Origin of the sequence: Nakamurella sp. PAMC28650 (assembly GCF_014303395.1) — a bacterium.
Taxonomy (GTDB): Bacteria; Actinomycetota; Actinomycetes; order Mycobacteriales; family Nakamurellaceae; genus Nakamurella.
In genome coordinates this window covers 5,533,919-5,551,977 of sequence record NZ_CP060298.1, presented here as the reverse complement: position 1 = coordinate 5,551,977, position 18,059 = coordinate 5,533,919, and the positions used below count along the sequence as shown (strand labels likewise).

The 18,059-nt window shown below is 69.5% G+C and carries 13 protein-coding genes; 6 read left to right on the top strand and 7 right to left on the bottom strand.

Annotated features, from left to right (window positions below):
• Positions 1–58: 58 nt before the first annotated feature.
• Positions 59–2,539, top strand: coding sequence for an FAD-dependent oxidoreductase (locus tag H7F38_RS25000; RefSeq protein ID WP_222618321.1), 2,481 nt, complete (start codon positions 59–61; stop codon positions 2,537–2,539).
• Positions 2,540–2,620: 81 nt separating this feature from the next.
• Here the strand turns inward: H7F38_RS25000 and H7F38_RS24995 are convergent, their stop codons facing one another.
• Complete coding sequence (locus tag H7F38_RS24995; RefSeq protein ID WP_187092253.1) at positions 2,621–3,397, bottom strand: GntR family transcriptional regulator; 777 nt, start codon at positions 3,395–3,397, stop codon at positions 2,621–2,623.
• 455 nt (positions 3,398–3,852) lie between these two features.
• Between H7F38_RS24995 and H7F38_RS24990 the strand changes: the two genes are divergently transcribed.
• Positions 3,853–4,170, top strand: coding sequence for a DUF3263 domain-containing protein (locus H7F38_RS24990; RefSeq protein WP_187094982.1), 318 nt, complete (start codon positions 3,853–3,855; stop codon positions 4,168–4,170).
• 9 nt (positions 4,171–4,179) lie between these two features.
• Here the strand turns inward: H7F38_RS24990 and H7F38_RS24985 are convergent, their stop codons facing one another.
• Both H7F38_RS24985 and H7F38_RS24980 read right to left on the bottom strand, forming a co-directional pair.
• Complete coding sequence (locus H7F38_RS24985) at positions 4,180–5,112, bottom strand: phosphatidylcholine/phosphatidylserine synthase (protein WP_187092252.1); 933 nt, start codon at positions 5,110–5,112, stop codon at positions 4,180–4,182.
• A gap of 28 nt (positions 5,113–5,140) precedes the next feature.
• On the bottom strand, positions 5,141–5,998 hold the full coding sequence (locus H7F38_RS24980) for a phosphatidylserine decarboxylase (RefSeq protein WP_255498179.1): 858 nt from the start codon (positions 5,996–5,998) through the stop codon (positions 5,141–5,143).
• Between the two features lie 243 nt (positions 5,999–6,241).
• Between H7F38_RS24980 and H7F38_RS24975 the strand changes: the two genes are divergently transcribed.
• Positions 6,242–7,207, top strand: a complete 966-nt coding sequence (locus H7F38_RS24975) for a cyanophycinase (protein WP_187092251.1) — start codon at positions 6,242–6,244, stop codon at positions 7,205–7,207.
• Positions 7,208–7,306: 99 nt separating this feature from the next.
• The gene (gene cphA, locus H7F38_RS24970; RefSeq protein WP_187092250.1) at positions 7,307–10,114 is read left to right on the top strand and encodes a cyanophycin synthetase; all 2,808 of its coding nucleotides are present in this window, start codon (positions 7,307–7,309) and stop codon (positions 10,112–10,114) included.
• A 29-nt stretch (positions 10,115–10,143) separates the two neighbouring features.
• Here the strand turns inward: cphA and H7F38_RS24965 are convergent, their stop codons facing one another.
• The 3 genes from H7F38_RS24965 to H7F38_RS24955 all read right to left on the bottom strand — a co-directional run bounded on the left by H7F38_RS24965 (position 10,144) and on the right by H7F38_RS24955 (position 13,560).
• Entirely contained in the window at positions 10,144–10,407 is a 264-nt protein-coding gene (locus tag H7F38_RS24965; RefSeq protein WP_187092249.1) for a DUF6457 domain-containing protein, read from the bottom strand.
• A gap of 44 nt (positions 10,408–10,451) precedes the next feature.
• Positions 10,452–11,636: a gephyrin-like molybdotransferase Glp gene (gene glp / locus H7F38_RS24960; protein WP_187092248.1), complete on the bottom strand. Its 1,185-nt coding sequence runs from the start codon at positions 11,634–11,636 to the stop codon at positions 10,452–10,454.
• Between the two features lie 226 nt (positions 11,637–11,862).
• Positions 11,863–13,560 carry a Mur ligase family protein gene (locus H7F38_RS24955; RefSeq protein ID WP_187092247.1) on the bottom strand — a complete coding sequence of 566 codons (1,698 nt, stop codon included), beginning with the start codon at positions 13,558–13,560 and terminating at the stop codon, positions 11,863–11,865.
• A 193-nt stretch (positions 13,561–13,753) separates the two neighbouring features.
• Here H7F38_RS24955 and H7F38_RS24950 point away from each other — a divergent pair, with 193 nt between their 5' ends.
• Entirely contained in the window at positions 13,754–15,250 is a 1,497-nt protein-coding gene (locus H7F38_RS24950) for a serine/threonine-protein kinase (RefSeq protein WP_187092246.1), read from the top strand.
• A gap of 263 nt (positions 15,251–15,513) precedes the next feature.
• Positions 15,514–17,136, top strand: a complete 1,623-nt coding sequence (gene groL, locus H7F38_RS24945) for a chaperonin GroEL (RefSeq protein ID WP_187092245.1) — start codon at positions 15,514–15,516, stop codon at positions 17,134–17,136.
• A 243-nt stretch (positions 17,137–17,379) separates the two neighbouring features.
• On the opposite strand, the gene H7F38_RS25750 is transcribed toward groL, so the two are convergent.
• Entirely contained in the window at positions 17,380–17,997 is a 618-nt protein-coding gene (locus H7F38_RS25750) for a hypothetical protein (protein ID WP_222618320.1), read from the bottom strand.
• Between the last annotated feature and the right edge of the window lie 62 nt (positions 17,998–18,059).

The following is an 18,059-nucleotide window of genomic DNA, read 5'->3' as shown; positions in this document are numbered from 1 at the left end:
GGCGCTAGCGTGGGCACGTCTGGACACGGCGGTCGGGCAGAGTGGGAGGACGATCAGGGTGAGTGCCGAGCCGGCGGGCGACGGCGTGCCGTCGCGAGCCAGGATAGTGATCATCGGCGGTGGCATCGGTGGCGCCAGCATCGCCTATCACCTGGCCGGGATGGGTGAGCATGAAGTGGTCCTGCTGGATCGTGACGAACTGACCAGCGGCTCCACGTTCCATTCCGCCGGCCTGGTCGGTCAGTTGCGCTCGGACCCGACCCTGACCCGGATGAACATGTACTCCGTCGACCTCTACCGCGAGCTGCAGCGGTCGCAGGCACCGCCGAGCTGGGTGGAGAGTGGGAGCATCCGGCTGGCCTCCAGCCCCGCACGGCTCCAGGAGCTACGTCGACAGTTGGCCTGGGCCAGAGTCTTCGGGTTGCCGATGGAGGAGATCTCGACCGCCAAGGCGCTCGAGATGTTCCCGCTGATGAGCGCGGAGGGTGTGCTCGGTGGTGTCTACCTGCCCTCCGACGGCCAGATCGATCCCTCCCAGCTCTGCTACTCGCTGGCGGCGGGGGCCAGGGCCGGCGGCGTCGTGATCGCCCAGCACACCCGGGTCCTGGGCATCGACGTCGATCGGGGCAGGGTGACCGGGGTGCGCACCGACCGGGGGAGCATCGAGGCCGAGATCGTCGTCAACTGCGGCGGTATCCATGCGGCCGAGATCGGTCGGCTCGCCGGGATCAGGATCCCGCTGGTGCCGATGTCCCACCAGTACGTCGTGACCGAGCCGATGGCCGGAATGCCCGAACCTGGCGGGCAGATCCTGCCGAGCCTGCGCGACCCGGATCTGCTGGTCTACTACCGGCAGGAGGGCCGCGGGCTCCTGATGGGCGGGTACGAACGGAATGCGTTGCCCTTCACCGCGGACCTCACGCACTACGACGCGGTTCCCTCGGATTTCAACGCCAAACTGCTGCCGGACGACTGGGAGAGATTCGCCGAGATCGCCGACAACTCGGCGATCCGGGTGCCGGCCATGGCCGATGCCCGGATCAGGCGGCTGATCAACGGACCGGAGGCGTTCACCCCTGACAACGAATTCTGTCTCGGTCAGACGGAGATCGACGGGTTCTTCGTCTCGGCCGGATTCTGCGCCCACGGCATCGCCGGCGCCGGTGGGGTCGGCAGGTTGATGGCCGAATGGATCGTCTCCGGGGAGCCGTCCATGGAGGTGGCCCACATGGACATCAACCGTTTCGGACGTCAGTACAGCTCACCGTCGTACACGCTGAAGCGGGTGCTGGAGAACTACCAGACCTACTACGACATCAAGTATCCCGGCGACGAGCGGCTCGCGGCACGTCCCCTGCGCAGATCGCCTGCCTTCGGGTGGCACACGGAGCACGGCGCCGTCTTCGGCGAGAAGAGCGGCTGGGAGAGAGTGAACTTCTACGGTGGAAACGCCGCCGGCGGTGACCCCGGGACGAAGCCGAACGGGTGGGCCGGCCACCACTTCTCGCCCGCGGTGTCGGTCGAACACCGCGCGGCCCGCGAGGCGGTGGCGATGTTCGACGAGTCCTCGTTCGCCAAGATCAGCGTCACCGGCCCCGATGCCGCCGGATTCCTGGAGTGGGTGTGCGACAACAAGGTCGCCCGAGGGGTCGGACGCGTCACCTACACCCAGATGCTGAATCGTCGTGGTGGTATCGAGGCGGACGTCACGGTGACCAGGCTCGGCCCCGAGTCGTTCTGGGTGGTGACCGGCACCGCCTTCGGCTCGCGCGACGGGGCCTGGCTGCGGCGGCAGGCCAGGGCCGGCGGCTACGACGTGCAGGTCACCGACGTGACCGGCCAGTACGTGTGTTTCGCCGTCTGGGGCCCACGTGCCCGGGACCTGCTCGCCCAGCTGACACCCGCGGATCTGAGCGGTCGGGCCTTCGGCTTCATGACGTCGCAGGAGATACCGGTGGGCGACATCCCGCTGCGTGCCCAGCGCGTCACGTTCGTCGGTGAGCTGGGCTGGGAGCTGTACGCACCCGTGGAATACGGCGCAGCACTCTGGGAGCTGCTCTGGGCGGCGGGCGAGCAATTCGGCGTGGTGGCCGCCGGGTATCGGGCGATCGAGAGTCTGCGACTGGAGAAGGCCTACCGCGTCTGGGGTTCCGACGTCACCGGAGAGACCGACCCGCTGGCCGCGGGCCTCGGCTTCTGCATCGACTGGGACAAGCCCGGCGGATTTCTCGGCCTCGAGGCGCTGTCGGTCCGCCGGGATGCGGGTCTGACGCGGAAGCTCTGCTGCCTCACGCTCGACGACCCGGCCATGGTGGTGCTCGGTGGCGAGCCGGTGCGGGTCGCCGGCCACCTGGTCGGCCGGGTCACCTCCGGCGGCTTCGGCTACACGGTCGGGAAGTCGATCGCCTTCGCCTACCTCCCGAGCGGGGCCTGGGCACCCGGCACGCAGCTCGAGGTGGACATCTTCGGCGAGTGGGTCGGCGGACTGGTCGCCGATGACGTCCTCTACGACCCGTCGGGCGCGCAGATCAGGGCGTGAGTCACCGTTCGATCCGCCGGCCACGCCTTTTCGTGGTCGGGGACGGCTGACTCGAGGATGGCTGACTCGGGGACGGCTTGCTCAACCCGCCGGGTCCTGATGCCAGTTGCTGCGCACGGAGATGCGGATCCGGTCGGGGCGGAACAGGTCCGTCGCGTATTCGACGGCCAGCCCGGTGGCCGTGTGCGCGGTGCGTTCGATCCGCATCACCGCAGCACCGGGGGAAACGTCCAGCAGGCCCGCCTGCTCGATGGTGGCCGAGGCCGGTTCCAGGTATTCCAGGGCGGTGGTCGGGCGCTGCTGGTAACGCCGGGCGAGCAGTTGGTACAGCGAGCCGGTGAGCCGCTGCCGCAGCAGGTCCGGAAACACGGCCGACGGGAACCAGGACCGTTCGAGCGCGAGCGGAACCCGGCCGGCCAGTCTGACCCGGACGACCTCGTGCACCGGGGACTGCCGGTCGACCGCGAGCGCAGCAGCCACCTGACGGGGGGCCGGCACGGTCCGCGCGAGGATCACCCTCGCGCTGGCCTTGATGTCGGCGCGCCGCAGCTGCTCGGTGAACCCGGTCAGTCCGGTGACATCGCACTCGATGGTGGGTTCGACGATGAACGTGCCGCCGGACCGTCCGGGGATCCGTTCCAGGACACCTCGGGAGGACAGGCGGGACAGGGCCTGCCGCAACGTCATCCGGCTCACGCCGAAGTATCTGGCCACTTCGGTCTCCGGGGGCAGCCGATCCCCGGGGGCCAGCTGATGCGCACCGAGAGCGTCCAGGAACCACCGTTCGATCTGTTGGTGCACAGCAACTCCCGGTTGGCGGACCAGCGCTGCATCGCCGGCGAACAGTGCTGCGCTCATCTGAACCCTCCATCGCGCCTCGGGGACATCGTGTCGCAGCCCACCATGCGCCCATGGTTCCAGGGGATCGCCCCGTCCGCACGGCGCCCTGCCCCGCCCGGTGCCCTGCCCGCCCGGCGCCCCGTCCGCACGGCGCCCTGCCCGCCCGGCCGGGGATCGCGCCGCTGCCCGTCGCGGGCGGCCCCGTGCCCGGTCGCCCGGACGGGACCCGTCGCCGGTCGTGGCGGCCGACCCGGTTGGGGCCAGCGACCGGAGCGCACCGACTCTGGTACGGCTGTGGTGTGTGTGACGAATGGCTACTGGTGAGGTAGCTGTCCACCGCGCTGCGGCGAGCCGACCGGCTGACACGCCGGATGCGCTGGACCCGACTGCGCAGGGCGTGCCACCATGGGAGACCGAATGACAAGCGTGTGATTCCCGGTCTGCATCGCCGGGAGTCCTACCGGGAGGACCTGATGGAGAACGCAGCCGCGCAGCCCGCGCACGGCGACCGTGCCGCGGACGACGGGGCCGTCGAAGCGCACGGGCTCTCCCGCCGGGATCGCGACATCCTGTCCTTCGAACGGCAGTGGTGGCAGTACGCCGGCCTCAAGGAGCAGGCGATCAAGGAGATGTTCGATCTGTCGCCCACCCGCTACTACCAGGTGCTGAACAACGTCATCGACAATCCGGACGCGCTGGCCGAGGATCCGCTGCTGGTCCGGCGCCTGCGGCGGCTGCGTTCCACCCGCCAGAAGACCCGCTCCGCACGCCGTCTCGGGTTCGACGCCTGACCGAGGTCGTCAGCGGAGTCGGCGGCGCTCCTGTACACGGCCCCGCACCTGGTTGATCGCGCCCCGGCGCCTGGCCGGCGGCAACGGGGTCCCGTCAGGAGCACGGCCGGCGACCCGGCGACGTCGGGGCATGCGGACCGACAGCCGGATCCGCCGGCTCGAGGAGCGGGAGATGCGGGCCGACCGCTCGTCCATCCAGAGCTCCGGATGACGTTTGAGGTACTGGAACTTCCAGCTCGCGTAGGGCAGATGGAGCAGGTACAGCCCGAGGCCGATGGCCAGCACGAGCTGCGGCTCGTAGAACTCCAGCGCGACCACCACCACCAGCAGCACCAGCAGTGGAACGATCAACCGCTGCGGTACCCGCATCGACTTCAGTGCCAGCGACGGGAGTCTCGAGACGGCCAGGGAGGCGATCAGCACCACCCAGGCGGACACCACCCACTGCTCGGTCCAGAACCCGTCGTCGAGCCGGATGAACAGCAGCAGCGGGACCAGGGCCAGCAGACCACCGGCGGGGGCTGGGATCCCGGTGAAGAATTCCTTCGCGTAGGGCTTGGGTGTGCTGTCCTCCAGCACCGAGTTGAACCTGGCCAGCCGCAGTGCCATGCAGACCACGAAGAGCAGGCAGATCACCCACTCGTAGCCGATGGAGTGTTCGTTCTTGAACTTCCACACGTAGAGCACCATCGCCGGTGCCACACCGAACGACACCAGGTCCGACAGCGAATCCAGCTCAGCCCCGATCCGGCTGGTCGAATTGAGCAGCCGGGCGGCCGGCCCGTCGAGTGAATCCAGGATCGCGGCGATGCCGATCGCGACGATGGCCGGGAACCACTGCGGCGGTCCGCGGAGGGCGAAGGCTACGCTGGACAGGCCCGAGCACAGCGCGAGCACGGTGATCGCGTTCGGCAGGAAGCGCACACCCGGGACGGTGGCCATCAGGTCCGATCCGCGCCGGTGGTGAGCATCAGGAAGCGACGGTGGGCAGCTTCGCCAGCACCGTCTCACCGCCGATGGTCCGCTGCCCGAGGAGAACTTCCAGGGTGGATCCCGGTGGCAGGTAGGTGTCGACGCGGGACCCGAAGCGGATCAGGCCGTAGGTGGCACCGGCGAGGACCGGCGCACCGGCCCCGAGATCGCAGACGATCCGGCGCGCGATCAAGCCGGCGATCTGGGTGACGATCACCTGCTCGCCGTGCGTGCTGGAGATCACCAGCGAGTTCCGCTCGTTCACCTCGGAGGCCTTGTCGAGGTCGGCGGAGAGGAATTTGCCGGCCCGGTACGCCGCTCTGGTGATGACGCCGCCCACCGGGATCCGCTGGACGTGGACGTCGAGGACGGACAGGAAGATCGACACCCGGAGTCGGGGTTCGTCGCTCAGGCCCAGCTCCGCCGGGGGCACGGCCGGCTCGATCAGCGAGATCAGACCGTCCGCCGGAGCCATCACCAGGGACGTATCCGTCGGGGTGACCCGGTGGGGCGCGCGGAAGAACAGGGCGGACGCAGCGGTGCCGGTGAGCCCGATGCGTCCGATCAGCGAGCCGAACCGCCGGAGCCCGACCGTCCGCAACACGAGCCTGAGTCCGAGCGAACCGGCCAGCGCGCCCAGCACGATGGGCCGGCCACCACGATGAATCGGGGGCACGGAGCTGCGGATCAGCTGGACCAGGTGTGATCGGGGGGCGTGCGATCGGGGGGCCGGCGGGCGGGAGGTCTGTGATCCGGGCGCCGGTGAGCGGGGCGCGGGTGACCCGGGCGCAGCGGCGTCACGGTGGACGGGGCCGGAGGCCATCGAGTTGTTCGCCTGCTCTTTCTGCGGTTGCACGGACTCGTCCCGGGTTCGCTGCGGGGCACGCACGACACCGCTGTCCCCGTGGCGCGCAGGGCACGCGCCGATCAGTGCGATCGATACCGTGACACGTTATCGGAGTTGCCCGGCGAATTCGTCCGTGCGCCTCGGGCTGTGCGCCTCGGGCTGTGCGCCCCGGCCGGTGGACATCACCGTGGCCTGCTCGGGGCCGACCGCCGAATTCGGAGGCGCGCGGGTGTGGCCTATACCGTTCACTTCATGAATCAGGCACGGTCGGATCAGTCTCCCGGACCGGGCATCGTCATGCCCATCGGCGGCGCCGAGGACAAGATCGGGCGCATGACGATCCTGCGCGAGGTGATCCGGCTGGCCGGCGGGAGCGCGGCGCGGGTGGTGGTCATCTCCACCGCGTCCTCGCTGGGCGACGAGATCACGCACGCCTACCTCCAGCTGTTCGCCGGCCTCGGTGTCTCCGATGTCGTCGGCATCCGCCCGGAGAACCGCGAGCAGGCTGGCGACGGGGCGCTGGCGGCCGCGGTCGACCGTGCGACGGCCGTCTTCATGACGGGCGGCAACCAGACGAAGCTGGCCACCGTCATCGTCGGCACGCCACTGGGCGAGGCCATCCGGACGGCCCACGCGCGCGGAGCGGTCGTCGCGGGGACGTCGGCCGGTGCCAGCATCTGCTCGGAGCACATGGTTTCGTTCGGCAGTGGCGGCTCGACCCCGAAGTTCCGGGTCGGCCAGGTCTCGCAGGGTCTGGGGCTGCTGTCCGGGATCATCGTCGACCAGCACTTCACCCAGCGCAACAGGTTCGGACGCCTGCTGGCCCTGGTCGCGGCGAATCCGGCGCAGCTGGGGGTGGGGATCGACGAGGACACCGCGGCCATCGTCTCGGCGGCCGGGCGGCTGAAGGTCAAGGGCAGGGGGGTGGTCACCATCGTCGACGGGGCCGACGTGGTCACCACGGCCTACACCGCGACCGGGACGCAACCCCTGATGATGTCCGGGCTGAAGCTGCACACCCTGCCCCGCGGCGCGGTCTTCGACCTGAACGAACGGGTGCTGCTGTCGGCGCCGGGACTGACCCCGGAGCTGGAACCTCCGAGGATCGCCACCCTGGCCGACGTGCCGCAGGACTCGAGACCCCGGACCAGGCGAATCGCGGCAGAGGGGGCGCACACCACCACGGCAGAGTTGCGCCGGCGTCCGGCCTCCACGTAGCGGACATGACCTGGCCGCGGGGCCCTTCACCGCGGGTGACCGGGTAGGCCATGATCATGGGATCTCCCGCCGGCGCGGCCGCACTGCGAAAGGCTCCAGATGACCACGTCCTCATCGCCCGAATCCGCCTCCCCCGACCAGCCTCCCCACGAGCAGCAGCGTGCGATCACGATCAAGGAGTTGCGGGTCTACCGGGGCCCCAACTACTACTCCTACGAGCCGTCGATCCACATGGTCGTGGACATCGGAGCTCTCGAGGACGCGCCGACCGACATGCTGCCGGGGTTCACCGAGCAGTTGATGGCGCTGCTGCCCGGCCTGCACGACCACCAGTGCTCGCGAGGACACGACGGCGGCTTCGTGGAGCGGCTGGTGGAGGGAACCTGGACCGGTCACGTCACCGAACACGTCGCCCTGGAACTGCAACGCACAGCAGGTCAGGAGATGACGCGCGGCAAGACCCGCTCGACCGGCGAGCGGGGGATCTACAACGTCATCTTCGGGTACCTGGACGAGACGGTCGCGACGATGGCCGGCCGGCTGGCCGTCAAGCTCGTCAACCACCTGATCAGCGTCAGCGACGCGGATTCCGAGGTGCAGGGGCGGTCGCCCGTCGACACCGAATTCGACTTCACCACCGCGCACGAGGCCTTCCTGCGGACCAGCCAGCGGGTGGCGTTCGGGCCATCGACCCAGGCCATCCTGGAGGAGGCCATCAGCCGCGACATCCCCTGGCAGCGGCTCAATTCCGGCTCACTGGTCCAGCTCGGACACGGCGTGCTGCAGCAACGGATTCGAGCCACGATGACATCGATGACGGGTTCGCTGGCGGTGGACATCGCCTCCGACAAGGAACTGACGAACCGGCTGCTGGCCGCTGCCGGTCTCCCGGTCCCCACCTCCGAGGTGGTCGGCCGCGCGGACGACGCGGTCCGGATGGCGAAACGGATCGGGTACCCGGTGGTGCTCAAGCCGCTCGATGGCAACCACGGCCGCGGCGTGGCGATCAACCTGAACTCCGAGGAGGAGGTGCGCGCGGCGTTCGAGGAGGCCTACGACCAGTCCCGGCGCGGCGACGTCCTGGTCGAGTCGTTCATCACCGGCAAGGACTACCGGGTGCTCGTGGTCGGCGGCAACATGGTCGCCATCGCCGAACGGATGCCGGCCCACGTCCTCGGCGACGGGAAGAACAGCGTGGCCGAACTCGTGGCGATCACCAACTCGGACCCGCGCCGCGGGGTCGGCCACGAGAAGGTGCTGACCCGCATCGAAGTCACCGATTCGGCGGTGGAACTCGTCCGGGCCCAGGGGTTCGAGATGGACGACGTCCCGCCCCCGGGTGAGATGGTCAAGCTGGCCCTGACCGGAAACATGTCCACCGGCGGCATCTCGATCGACCGGACCTTCGAGGCGCATCCGGACAACGTCGACATCGCAGAGGAGGCAGCGCGTGTCGTCGGCCTGGACATCGCCGGCATCGACTTCCTCTGCCCTGACATCACCCAACCGGTCCGCGAGACCGGCGGTGCCATCTGCGAGGTCAACGCGGCGCCGGGGTTCCGGATGCACACGCACCCCACCATCGGCGAGCCCCAGTACGTGGCAAAACCGGTGGTGGACCTGCTGTTCCCACCGGGGACCGCATCACGGATCCCGATCGTCGCGGTCACCGGCACCAACGGCAAGACCACCACGAGCCGGATGATCGCGCACATCTTCAAGGGCATCGGCCGGAAGGTCGGGATGACCTCCACCGACGGCGTGGTCATCGACGACCGACTGGTGATCCGCTCGGACGCCTCCGGGCCCCGCTCGGCCAGGATGGTGCTGCAGAATCCCCGTGTGGACTTCGCGGTGTTCGAGGTGGCACGCGGTGGCATCCTCCGGGAAGGCCTGGGGTACACCCGCAATGACGTTGCCGTGGTACTGAACGTCGCGCCCGACCACCTCGGTCTGCGCGGCATCAACTCGGTCGAGCAGCTCGCCAAGGTCAAGCAGGTGATCGTCGAGGCGGTGCCGAAGAACGGGGCAGCGGTGCTGAACGCCGACGACGAACTGGTGGCCCAGATGCGCAGGGCCTGCTCCGGGGAGATCGTCTGGTTCTCCATCAGGCCGAACAATCGGATGATCGCCGATCACTGCCGCCGCGGCGGCAAGGCGATCATCCTGGAGAAGGGGGAGCTGGGCGACCAGATCGTGCTGGTGCACGGCCGTCGCCGGATGCCCCTGGCCTACACGCATCTGCTGCCGGTCACCTTCGGCGGCAAGGCGATCTTCAACGTCCAGAATGCCATGGCCGCCGCGGCCGCAGCCTACTGTGCGGGGGCACACCTGCACGACATCCGGGCCGGACTGCGATCTTTCACCTCGTCCTTCTACCAGGCTCCCGGCCGGATGAATCTGACCGAGGTGCGCGGCGTGAAGGTGATCGTCGACTACTGCCACAACGCTCCGGCGATGATCGCGCTGGGCGCCTTCGTGGATCGCTTCTTCGAGGACGCCACCGGCGGCGGGTTGTCGAACATCGAACGGCCGCAACGGATCGGCGTGGTCGCCACCGCCGGCGACCGCCGTGATCAGGACATGGTCGACCTCGGGTACCAGGCCGGGAAGCACTTCGACCGCATCATCGTCCGCGAGGACGAGCGGCTCCGCGGACGCTCGCCCGGCGAGACCGCCGCGCTGATCGTCGAGGGAGCGCAGCAATCACAGGCCGAAGGTGCGCGGGTCAAGGAGATCGAGGTGGTGCTGGACGAGATCGATGCCACCACCGTGGGTATCGAGCGCGCCAACGCCGGCGACCTGGTCGTCCTGTGCGTCGACCGGGCCCGCGCGGTCTGGGATCAGTTGCAGACCATCGGCAACGTGGCCCAGGCCGGCGCGGAGGAGGAGTTCACCCGGGACTGATCGCTCGGCCGGGATGACGGGCCGGGATGTCAGGCGGTCGGTTTCGCCTCCGGCGACGGCTCCCGTTGCTCGATGAGTCGCTTCAGCTGCGCCACCGCGGCCGCCGGGTCGGCCCCGTTCACGACGGCCATGCCGACCAGGTAGCAGGTCAGTGGCCCGGCGATGCGGGCGACGTTGTGCGCGATGTCCCTGGTCAGGTCCAGCAGGTCGTCACGGACCTGTTCGGTGACCAGGCCGGGTGGTAGCGAGAGTGCTGCGGAGGCATCGGTCAGCCAGTCCTCGAGAGTGCTCATGGGTTTCAAGCTAGTCGACCCCCCGCGCGTGCGGGCCCCCAGGATCAGCCGAGGAGCCAGACCTCGACGTGGTCACCCGCGGCGAGCGATGTCACGTCGGGTTCGATGACGATCATCGCGTCCGCTCCGGCCAGCCAGGACAGCAGATGGGAGCCGGGGCCGCCCCACGGCGCCACGGTCCCGGCTCCCGCGTCGAGCACCCCACGCCGGAACTGGCGCTTGCCGGCCGGCGACTCGACCGGGCGGGACAACGGCAGCCGCAGAGCGGGCCGGGTCAGCTGGTGATAGCCCATGGCGGCCCGGATGGCCGGGCGAAGGAACACCTCGAACGACACGTAGGAACTGACCGGGTTGCCGGGCAGCGTGACCATCGGGATCGAGCCGAAATGCCCTGCGCCCTGGGGCATTCCCGGCTGCATGGCGACCTTGGCGAACTCGACGCCCTGGCCGGTCAGTGCATCCTTGACCACTTCGTAGGCACCGGCGGAGACCCCACCGGAGGTGACGATCAGATCGATTCCTGCCGTGGCGGCCGACAGCCGCGCGCGGAATTCCGCGACGTCGTCCGCGACGAAGTGGGCGATCGTCGCGTGGGCGCCGGCGGCGGTGATGGCCGAGGCCAGCATGTAGGAGTTGGACTCGTAGATCTGGCCGGGACCCAGGGGCAGCCCCGGGGTGACGAGTTCGCTACCGGTGGAGAGCACCAGCACCTCCAGTGGCCTGCGGACCGGGAGCGAGGCGAACCCGAGGGCGGCGGCCACCCCGATCTGCGGGCCGGCGATGACGGTGCCGGCCTTCAGCACGACGGCGCCGTTCCGCACGTCCTCACCGGTGGTGCGGACGTGCACACCCGCCGGTGGGGCGTCGTCGATCCGCACGGTTTCGGTTCCACCGTCGGTCTTCTCGACCTGGACGATGGTGTCGGCGCCGGACGGCATCGGGGCCCCGGTCATGATCCGCGCGGCGGTACCCGGGGCGAGCGGGCCGGTGTCCTGGCGGCCGGCCGGGATGTCCTGCGAGACCGGCAGGGTGATCGGGAACCGGGTGAGGTCCGCGGCGCGGACCGCGTACCCGTCCATGGCGGAGTTGGGGAACGGTGGCAGATCGATGGGCGCGATCAGGTCGTGCGCGAGGACCAGGCCCGCCGCTTCCGAGAGGTCGACGACGACGGCCGGGCTGGGGGACAGGAGACCGCTGACGACCTTGGCGTGTTCTTCGACGGAGCGCATCGCCCCATCCTGCCCGATCCCGGTGTTCTTCCCGCCCAGTCCGGTACGAACACCGCGCCGCGCATACGGAAGTGACCGTTCTGCGACCATTTCGGAGCTGGATGGGCACCGGTGGACGCGCCGGGAAGAGTGGTATGCGCCGGAGGTAGGACGCCGGGAAGAACAGGCGGGGGCAGGCGGGGGGCAGGCGGGGGCGGGCGGAGGTAAGGCGGGGGGCAGGCGGGGGTCAGGCGGAGGCGGCGACCCGGGTGGCGATCTGGTCGGCAGTCGCCGGGCTGCCGCCCCGGTCCAGGATCTCGGCCGCCATCTCGGCCCGCTGTTCCAGTGCGCACACCGCGATCGACGACCCGTCCACCAGTCCCAGATCCAGCAGGTAGACGAGAGAGGCGAGCTCATCGGGCCTCTCGATGACCGCCAGCACACCCGCCTCCGCCGCGCCGGTACGCCAGAGCTCCTCCATCTCGCCGGGTTCCCGCCCGCGCAGGTACTTGGTCCGGCCCGCGATCACCACGAGGTCGGAGGCGACGGCAGCCATCTCGCCCATGGCGTGGATGGCCTCGTCGGTGCGGTCACCAGCCGTGCCCACCACGACGGACAGCGAGCCACCGGGAAGCCGCAGCGCGGACGCCACCTCCAGCAAGGATTCCAGAGACGCCTCGTTGTGCGCGAGATCCAATACCACGGCGAGGTTGTCGACCAGATACACGTTGAGCCGCCCGGCGTTGTGCTGCGCCCCCGAGGTGAACGACCGCAAGCCCGCCCGCACCGCGTCGAGGGAGGCGCCGACGCCAAGGGCGGCCGCCGTGGCGGCCAGCACGTTGGAGACGTTCACCCGGGACGTCCCGGCCAGGGTCAGCGGCACCTGCGCGACCGGGAGGACCCTGGTCGGGTCGAGACCGCGGCTCAGCACCACGATCTCACCGTCGATGACGGTGATCGCCTTGCCGCCGGCTTCGAGAGCCTCGTCCAGATAGGGGTTCTCAGGGTCCGGGGAGTAGAACCACGGCCGCGCCCTCGACACCAGCCGCATCTGCCGGACCAACGGGTCGTCCGCGTTGAGCACCGTCCAGCCGCTGGGCTTGGTGATCCTGGCGACGACCGACTTCACCTCGGCGAGCTGCTCCACGGTGTGCACGCCGAGCAGTCCGAGATGATCGGCGCTGATGTTCGTCACCACCGACACGTCGTTCGCCGCGGTGCCGACCCCGCGCAGAAGGATTCCGCCGCGGGCCGTCTCGGTGACGGCCACCGTCACGGAGGGGTCCGCCAACACGCGCGCCGCGCCCCCGGGACCGGACCAGTCACCCGTTTCGACCTCGACCCCGTCGATGACGATGCCGTCGGTCGACGACCAACCGGGGACCCGTCCGTCGGCCTGCATCAGATGGGAGATCAGCCGCGTGGTGGTCGTCTTGCCGTTCGTACCGGTGACGGCGATGACCGGTACGCCGGGACGCAACGGCCGGACGATCTCGCCCGGCTCGACGCCGACCATGGCCGAGCCGACCTCGGCGATGGCCTCCGCCGGGTCGGCGCCCTCGCGGGTGATCCGCTCGAAGGCGACCGCCACCGCGTCCCCGAAGTGTTCGGCGACGCCGCGGCGGCGGAAGGGGAAGGCCACCACCACCGTCCGGTCGTCACCACCGCGCGCCACGGCGGGCACCCGGGTGTTGATCGCACCGCCGCTGCGCCGCACCACCGCCGCGGCCAGTTCGGCGGCCGCTTCGGAGCGGGCCGGAGAATCCGCCATCCCGACCGAGGTGCTCCGCACACGCAGCGCCCGTTGCCATCCCACGACGGTGGCGGGGTCGGCCTCCATCACCCCGCGAGCGTCGAGAGTGAGCTTCACGGCCGGCCGCGGGAAGTAGAGATTCGGTCCGGTGAGCACCCGGAGTTCCAGGGGAACGGTGAGCGGTTCGTCCATGAAATGAACCCTACGACCGCGGCCGGCGGGGCCTGGCCGGTCCTGGCCCCTGGAGCGCGCGCCGTACGAGGCACCCGGTGAGCAAGGCACCCGGTGGACACGGCACCCGTTGAACACGGCACCCGGCGAGCCGAAGGCGGGTCGCGTTCGCGAAGCCGCCCTTCGGAAGGACTGCGACCTCTAGGGTTGGGCTGTGTCGGTCGACCTCACCGGGCAACGCCTGGGCCACTACGTGGTGCACGAGGTCATCGGCCGGGGCGGCATGAGCGTGGTCTACCGCGCCGTCGACGAACGTCTGCAACGTGCGGTGGCGCTCAAGGTGATGAGCGAAAATCTCTCCACCGATCCGGAGTTCAGAGCCCGGTTCCTCGAGGAGGCCAGGGCCGCCTCGGCCATCGACCACGTCAACGTGGTTCCGCTCTACGACTTCGGCGAGCAGGGTGGTGCCCTGTTCATCGCCATGCGACTCGTGGACGGCACCGACCTCGCCCGCGAACTGGCCGCCGGACCGATGTCGGTCCGGCGGGTGATGAATCTGCTGGGCCAGGTCGGGGCCGCGCTGGACATGCTGCACGAAAGGGGCTTGGTGCATCTGGATGTCAAGCCGGCCAACGTACTCGTCACCCGGAACGAATCGGTCGGCAAAGAGCACGTCTACCTCGCCGACTTCGGCCTGACCAGGCGCGGCACGACCGGTCATCAGACGGCGTCCGGCGATTTCCTGGGCTCACCGACCCACGCGTCGCCCGAGCACCTGCGGGGGCAGGAGGTGGTCCCACGATCCGACGAGTACTCCCTGACGTGCATGTTGTTCACCGCGCTGGCCGGCCGGGCGCCGTTCGTCGGGGACGTCCGGGCCGTCATCACCGGGCATCTCTCCGGTGTGGTCCCATCCCTGTCGGCGCTGACCAACCTGCCCCCGGCCATCGACCGGGTGATCGCGCGCGGGATGGCCGGTGACCCGGAACTGCGCTACCCCAGCAGCTCTGACCTCCTCGCTGCGGCCCGGCGGGCGATCGCCTCTATGGACGACGACCCCGCCGCCGGTCGCGCCCCTGCATTCACCCCTGCTGCCGCTCCCGCTGCCGCTCCCGCTCCCGGGGTGCCGTCGGCGCCGCACCCGACCTGGACGCAGGTGGCCGCCGCCCAGGACCGGGCCCACCCGCCGGCTCCCGCTACCGCCCCCGCCGGGTCACCGGCTCACCCGACGGTGCAGCAACCGGCCTACCAACCGGTGCCCTCCTACCCCCGGCAGCCGATCTACCCGCCGCCGGGCCCGCCCCCCACCCAGGTCCGGCCGATGGATTTCGGGCCGGACAGCACCGGCCGCCGCCCGGCCAGTCACCGGATCGAACCCGTCCTGGCCAAGAAGTGGCCGTGGATCGTCCTGGTCGGCGCTCTGCTGATCGTGGCCGTCGCAGTCATCGTCGTGGTGGCCGGGGGATCCGGCGCCGGTGGAGGTCCCAGCGCCCCGGTGATCGCCCCAGCGGTCAGCCGTTCGTCGTCATCGGCAACGACGGGCGCGCCCGCGACGGCCAGGACCACGGCGCCGACCCCGACCGTCGGGACCAGGCGCACCCTGCTGCAGCCCTCGGTGCTCCCGACCGGACTCCGCTCGGTCAGTGGACTCCCGGACCCCGTTCACCAGCAGCGGCTGACGGTCCGGCGGGCACCCAGAGGGCTCGGGTGACGACCTGAGCAGGTCGGTCCCGAGGACTTGCTTGCACTCGACCCCGGAGAGTGCCAGTATGAAATTGGCACTCGGGGTCACCGAGTGCCAGGTCGAACCGGTGAGCATTCCCTCGATCTCTGGGTCTCCATGGCCCGGGGCCGCGAGGATGCGTCCGTCGCGGGCATCGTCTCGACCACCACCACACGCCAATGCTTACCGACCCGGAAGAGCACCCCTGTGGCGCTCGGTCGAGGCCGGCCGATCTGGAGGATCTACACCTCATGTCCAAGCTGATCGCTTTCAACGAGGAAGCGCGTCGCGGGCTCGAGCGCGGGATGAACATCCTCGCCGACGCCGTGAAGGTGACCTTGGGGCCGCGCGGCCGCAACGTCGTCCTGGAGAAGAAGTGGGGCGCGCCCACCATCACCAATGATGGCGTCTCCATCGCCAAGGAAATCGAGCTCGAGGACCCGTACGAGAAGATCGGTGCCGAGCTCGTCAAGGAAGTTGCCAAGAAGACCGACGACGTCGCCGGTGACGGCACCACGACGGCCACCGTTCTGGCCCAGGCGCTCGTCCGCGAAGGCCTGCGCAACGTCGCTGCCGGCGCGAACCCGCTCGGTCTGAAGCGCGGCATCGAGAAGGCAGTGGAGGCCATCTCGGCCCAGCTGCTGGCCGACGCCAAGGAGGTCGAGACCAAGGAGCAGATCGCTGCCACCGCCTCGATCTCTGCCGCTGACCCCGTGATCGGCGAGCTCATCGCCGAGGCCATGGACAAGGTCGGCAAGGAAGGCGTCATCACCGTCGAGGAGAGCAACACCTTCGGCCTCGAGCTGGAGCTCACCGAGGGCATGCGCTTCGACAAGGGCTACGTCTCGCTGTACTTCGCCACCGACGCCGAGCGTCAGGAAGCCGTTCTCGAGGACCCCTACATCCTCCTGTACGGCTCCAAGATCTCGGCCGTCAAGGACCTGCTGCCGATCCTCGAGAAGATCATGCAGTCCGGCAAGCCGCTGCTGATCATCGCCGAGGACGTCGACGGCGAAGCCCTCGCGACCCTGGTCGTCAACAAGATCCGCGGCACCTTCAAGTCCGTCGCCGTCAAGGCTCCTGGCTTCGGTGACCGTCGCAAGGCCATGCTGCAGGACATCGCGATCCTGACCGGTGGCCAGGTCATCTCCGAGGACGTCGGGCTCAAGCTCGACTCGGTCGATGTCGCCCTGCTCGGCACCGCCCGCAAGGTCGTCGTCACCAAGGACGAGACCACCATCGTCGACGGCGGCGGCGACGCCGAGCAGATCGCCGGTCGTGTCTCCCAGATCCGCGCCGAGATCGACAAGTCCGACTCGGACTACGACCGCGAGAAGCTGCAGGAGCGGTTGGCCAAGCTGGCCGGCGGCGTTGCGGTCATCAAGGCCGGTGCCGCCACCGAGGTCGAGCTGAAGGAGCGCAAGCACCGCATCGAAGATGCCGTGCGCAACGCCAAGGCCGCCGTCGAAGAGGGCATCGTCGCGGGCGGTGGGGTCGGACTGCTGCAGGCCGCCACCAAGGCTCTGGCCACCCTGGACCTCGTCGGTGACGAGGCCACCGGTGCCAACATCGTCCGCGTTGCGGTCGAGGCCCCGCTCAAGCAGATCGCGATCAACGCCGGTCTCGAAGGCGGAGTCGTGGCGGAGAAGGTACGCAACCTGCCTTCCGGTCACGGTCTCGATGCGGCCACCGGCGAGTACAAGGACCTGATCGCGGCCGGGATCATCGATCCCGCCAAGGTCACCCGGTCCGCCCTGCAGAACGCTGCGTCCATCGCCGCCCTGTTCCTGACGACCGAAGCGGTCGTCGCGGACAAGCCGGAGAAGTCCTCCGCTCCGGCCGGAATGCCGGGCGGCGGGGACATGGACTTCTGAGTCCTGCTCTGCGCTACCTGTTCCAGATCGCAAGGGCGGTCCCACTCCGGTGGGGCCGCCCTTGCGGCGTTCCGGGGTGCGTCCCTCTCGTCACGCCACACCTGTTGTCGCCGCGCCGCACCTGTTGTCGCCGCGCCGCACCTCCGGTCGCCGCGCCGCACCTGTTCGTTGTGATCGGGGAGGTGCTCGGTGGGGACAGCGAGTGCTCGGTGGCGACAGCGGGTGCTCGGTGGGGGCAAAACGTCAGGAAGTCGGAACGCTGTTGACCACGACCGGAAGAGCGCTCAGGACGGTCACGAGCAGGATCACGTAGAACACCATGAGGCCGCCGAAGATGCACAGCGCGATGATTCCCTGCTTCTTGACCTTGGACGCATGCAACTGGGCCGTCGCCAGGTCACCGGCGTAGGCCGCCGGGTCGATCTTGTTCCAGTGGGACACCAGCGAATAGATCGCCGTCGGCCAGAAGAAGAGCCAGTTGACGATGAACCATCCGGTCGGCTTCGCGACGGGCGGCGCCAGGTACGCCGGCTGCCCGTACCCCGGCTGTGCATACCCCGCTGGTGGGTATCCGGGTGGCGGAAAGGCGGCCGGGTTGTAGGGGGCCTGCCCGTACTGGGGCGCGGGTTGCCCGAAAGCAGGTTGGCCATACGCGGGTTGCCCGTAGGCAGATTGGCCATACGCGGGCTGTCCGTCAGCAGGCTGTCCGTACGCGGGTTGTCCGTACGCGGGTTGTCCGTACGGAGGTTGTACGTACGCGGGTTGCCCGTACGCGGGTTGCCCGTACGTGGGTTCACCCTGGGGCGGTTGACCGAGCTGGCCGGGGGGTGGAACTTCGCTCGGGCCTGGGTACTGCGACATGGTGGTCCTTCTCGAAGACGCTCGTCCTCCACCGGACCGGCTGGTGCGGCTGTTGTTGATCA

Coding starts and splice junctions, on each gene's coding strand:
- H7F38_RS24995 (WP_187092253.1), bottom strand. CDS start 3,397: ATGAGCGCAGCACTGTTCGCCGGCGATGCAGCGCTGGTCCGCCAACCG.
- H7F38_RS24990 (WP_187094982.1), top strand. CDS start 3,853: ATGGAGAACGCAGCCGCGCAGCCCGCGCACGGCGACCGTGCCGCGGAC.
- H7F38_RS24985 (WP_187092252.1), bottom strand. CDS start 5,112: ATGGCCACCGTCCCGGGTGTGCGCTTCCTGCCGAACGCGATCACCGTG.
- H7F38_RS24975 (WP_187092251.1), top strand. CDS start 6,242: ATGAATCAGGCACGGTCGGATCAGTCTCCCGGACCGGGCATCGTCATG.
- cphA (WP_187092250.1), top strand. CDS start 7,307: ATGACCACGTCCTCATCGCCCGAATCCGCCTCCCCCGACCAGCCTCCC.
- H7F38_RS24965 (WP_187092249.1), bottom strand. CDS start 10,407: ATGAGCACTCTCGAGGACTGGCTGACCGATGCCTCCGCAGCACTCTCG.
- glp (WP_187092248.1), bottom strand. CDS start 11,636: ATGCGCTCCGTCGAAGAACACGCCAAGGTCGTCAGCGGTCTCCTGTCC.
- H7F38_RS24955 (WP_187092247.1), bottom strand. CDS start 13,560: ATGGACGAACCGCTCACCGTTCCCCTGGAACTCCGGGTGCTCACCGGA.
- groL (WP_187092245.1), top strand. CDS start 15,514: ATGTCCAAGCTGATCGCTTTCAACGAGGAAGCGCGTCGCGGGCTCGAG.
- H7F38_RS25750 (WP_222618320.1), bottom strand. CDS start 17,997: ATGTCGCAGTACCCAGGCCCGAGCGAAGTTCCACCCCCCGGCCAGCTC.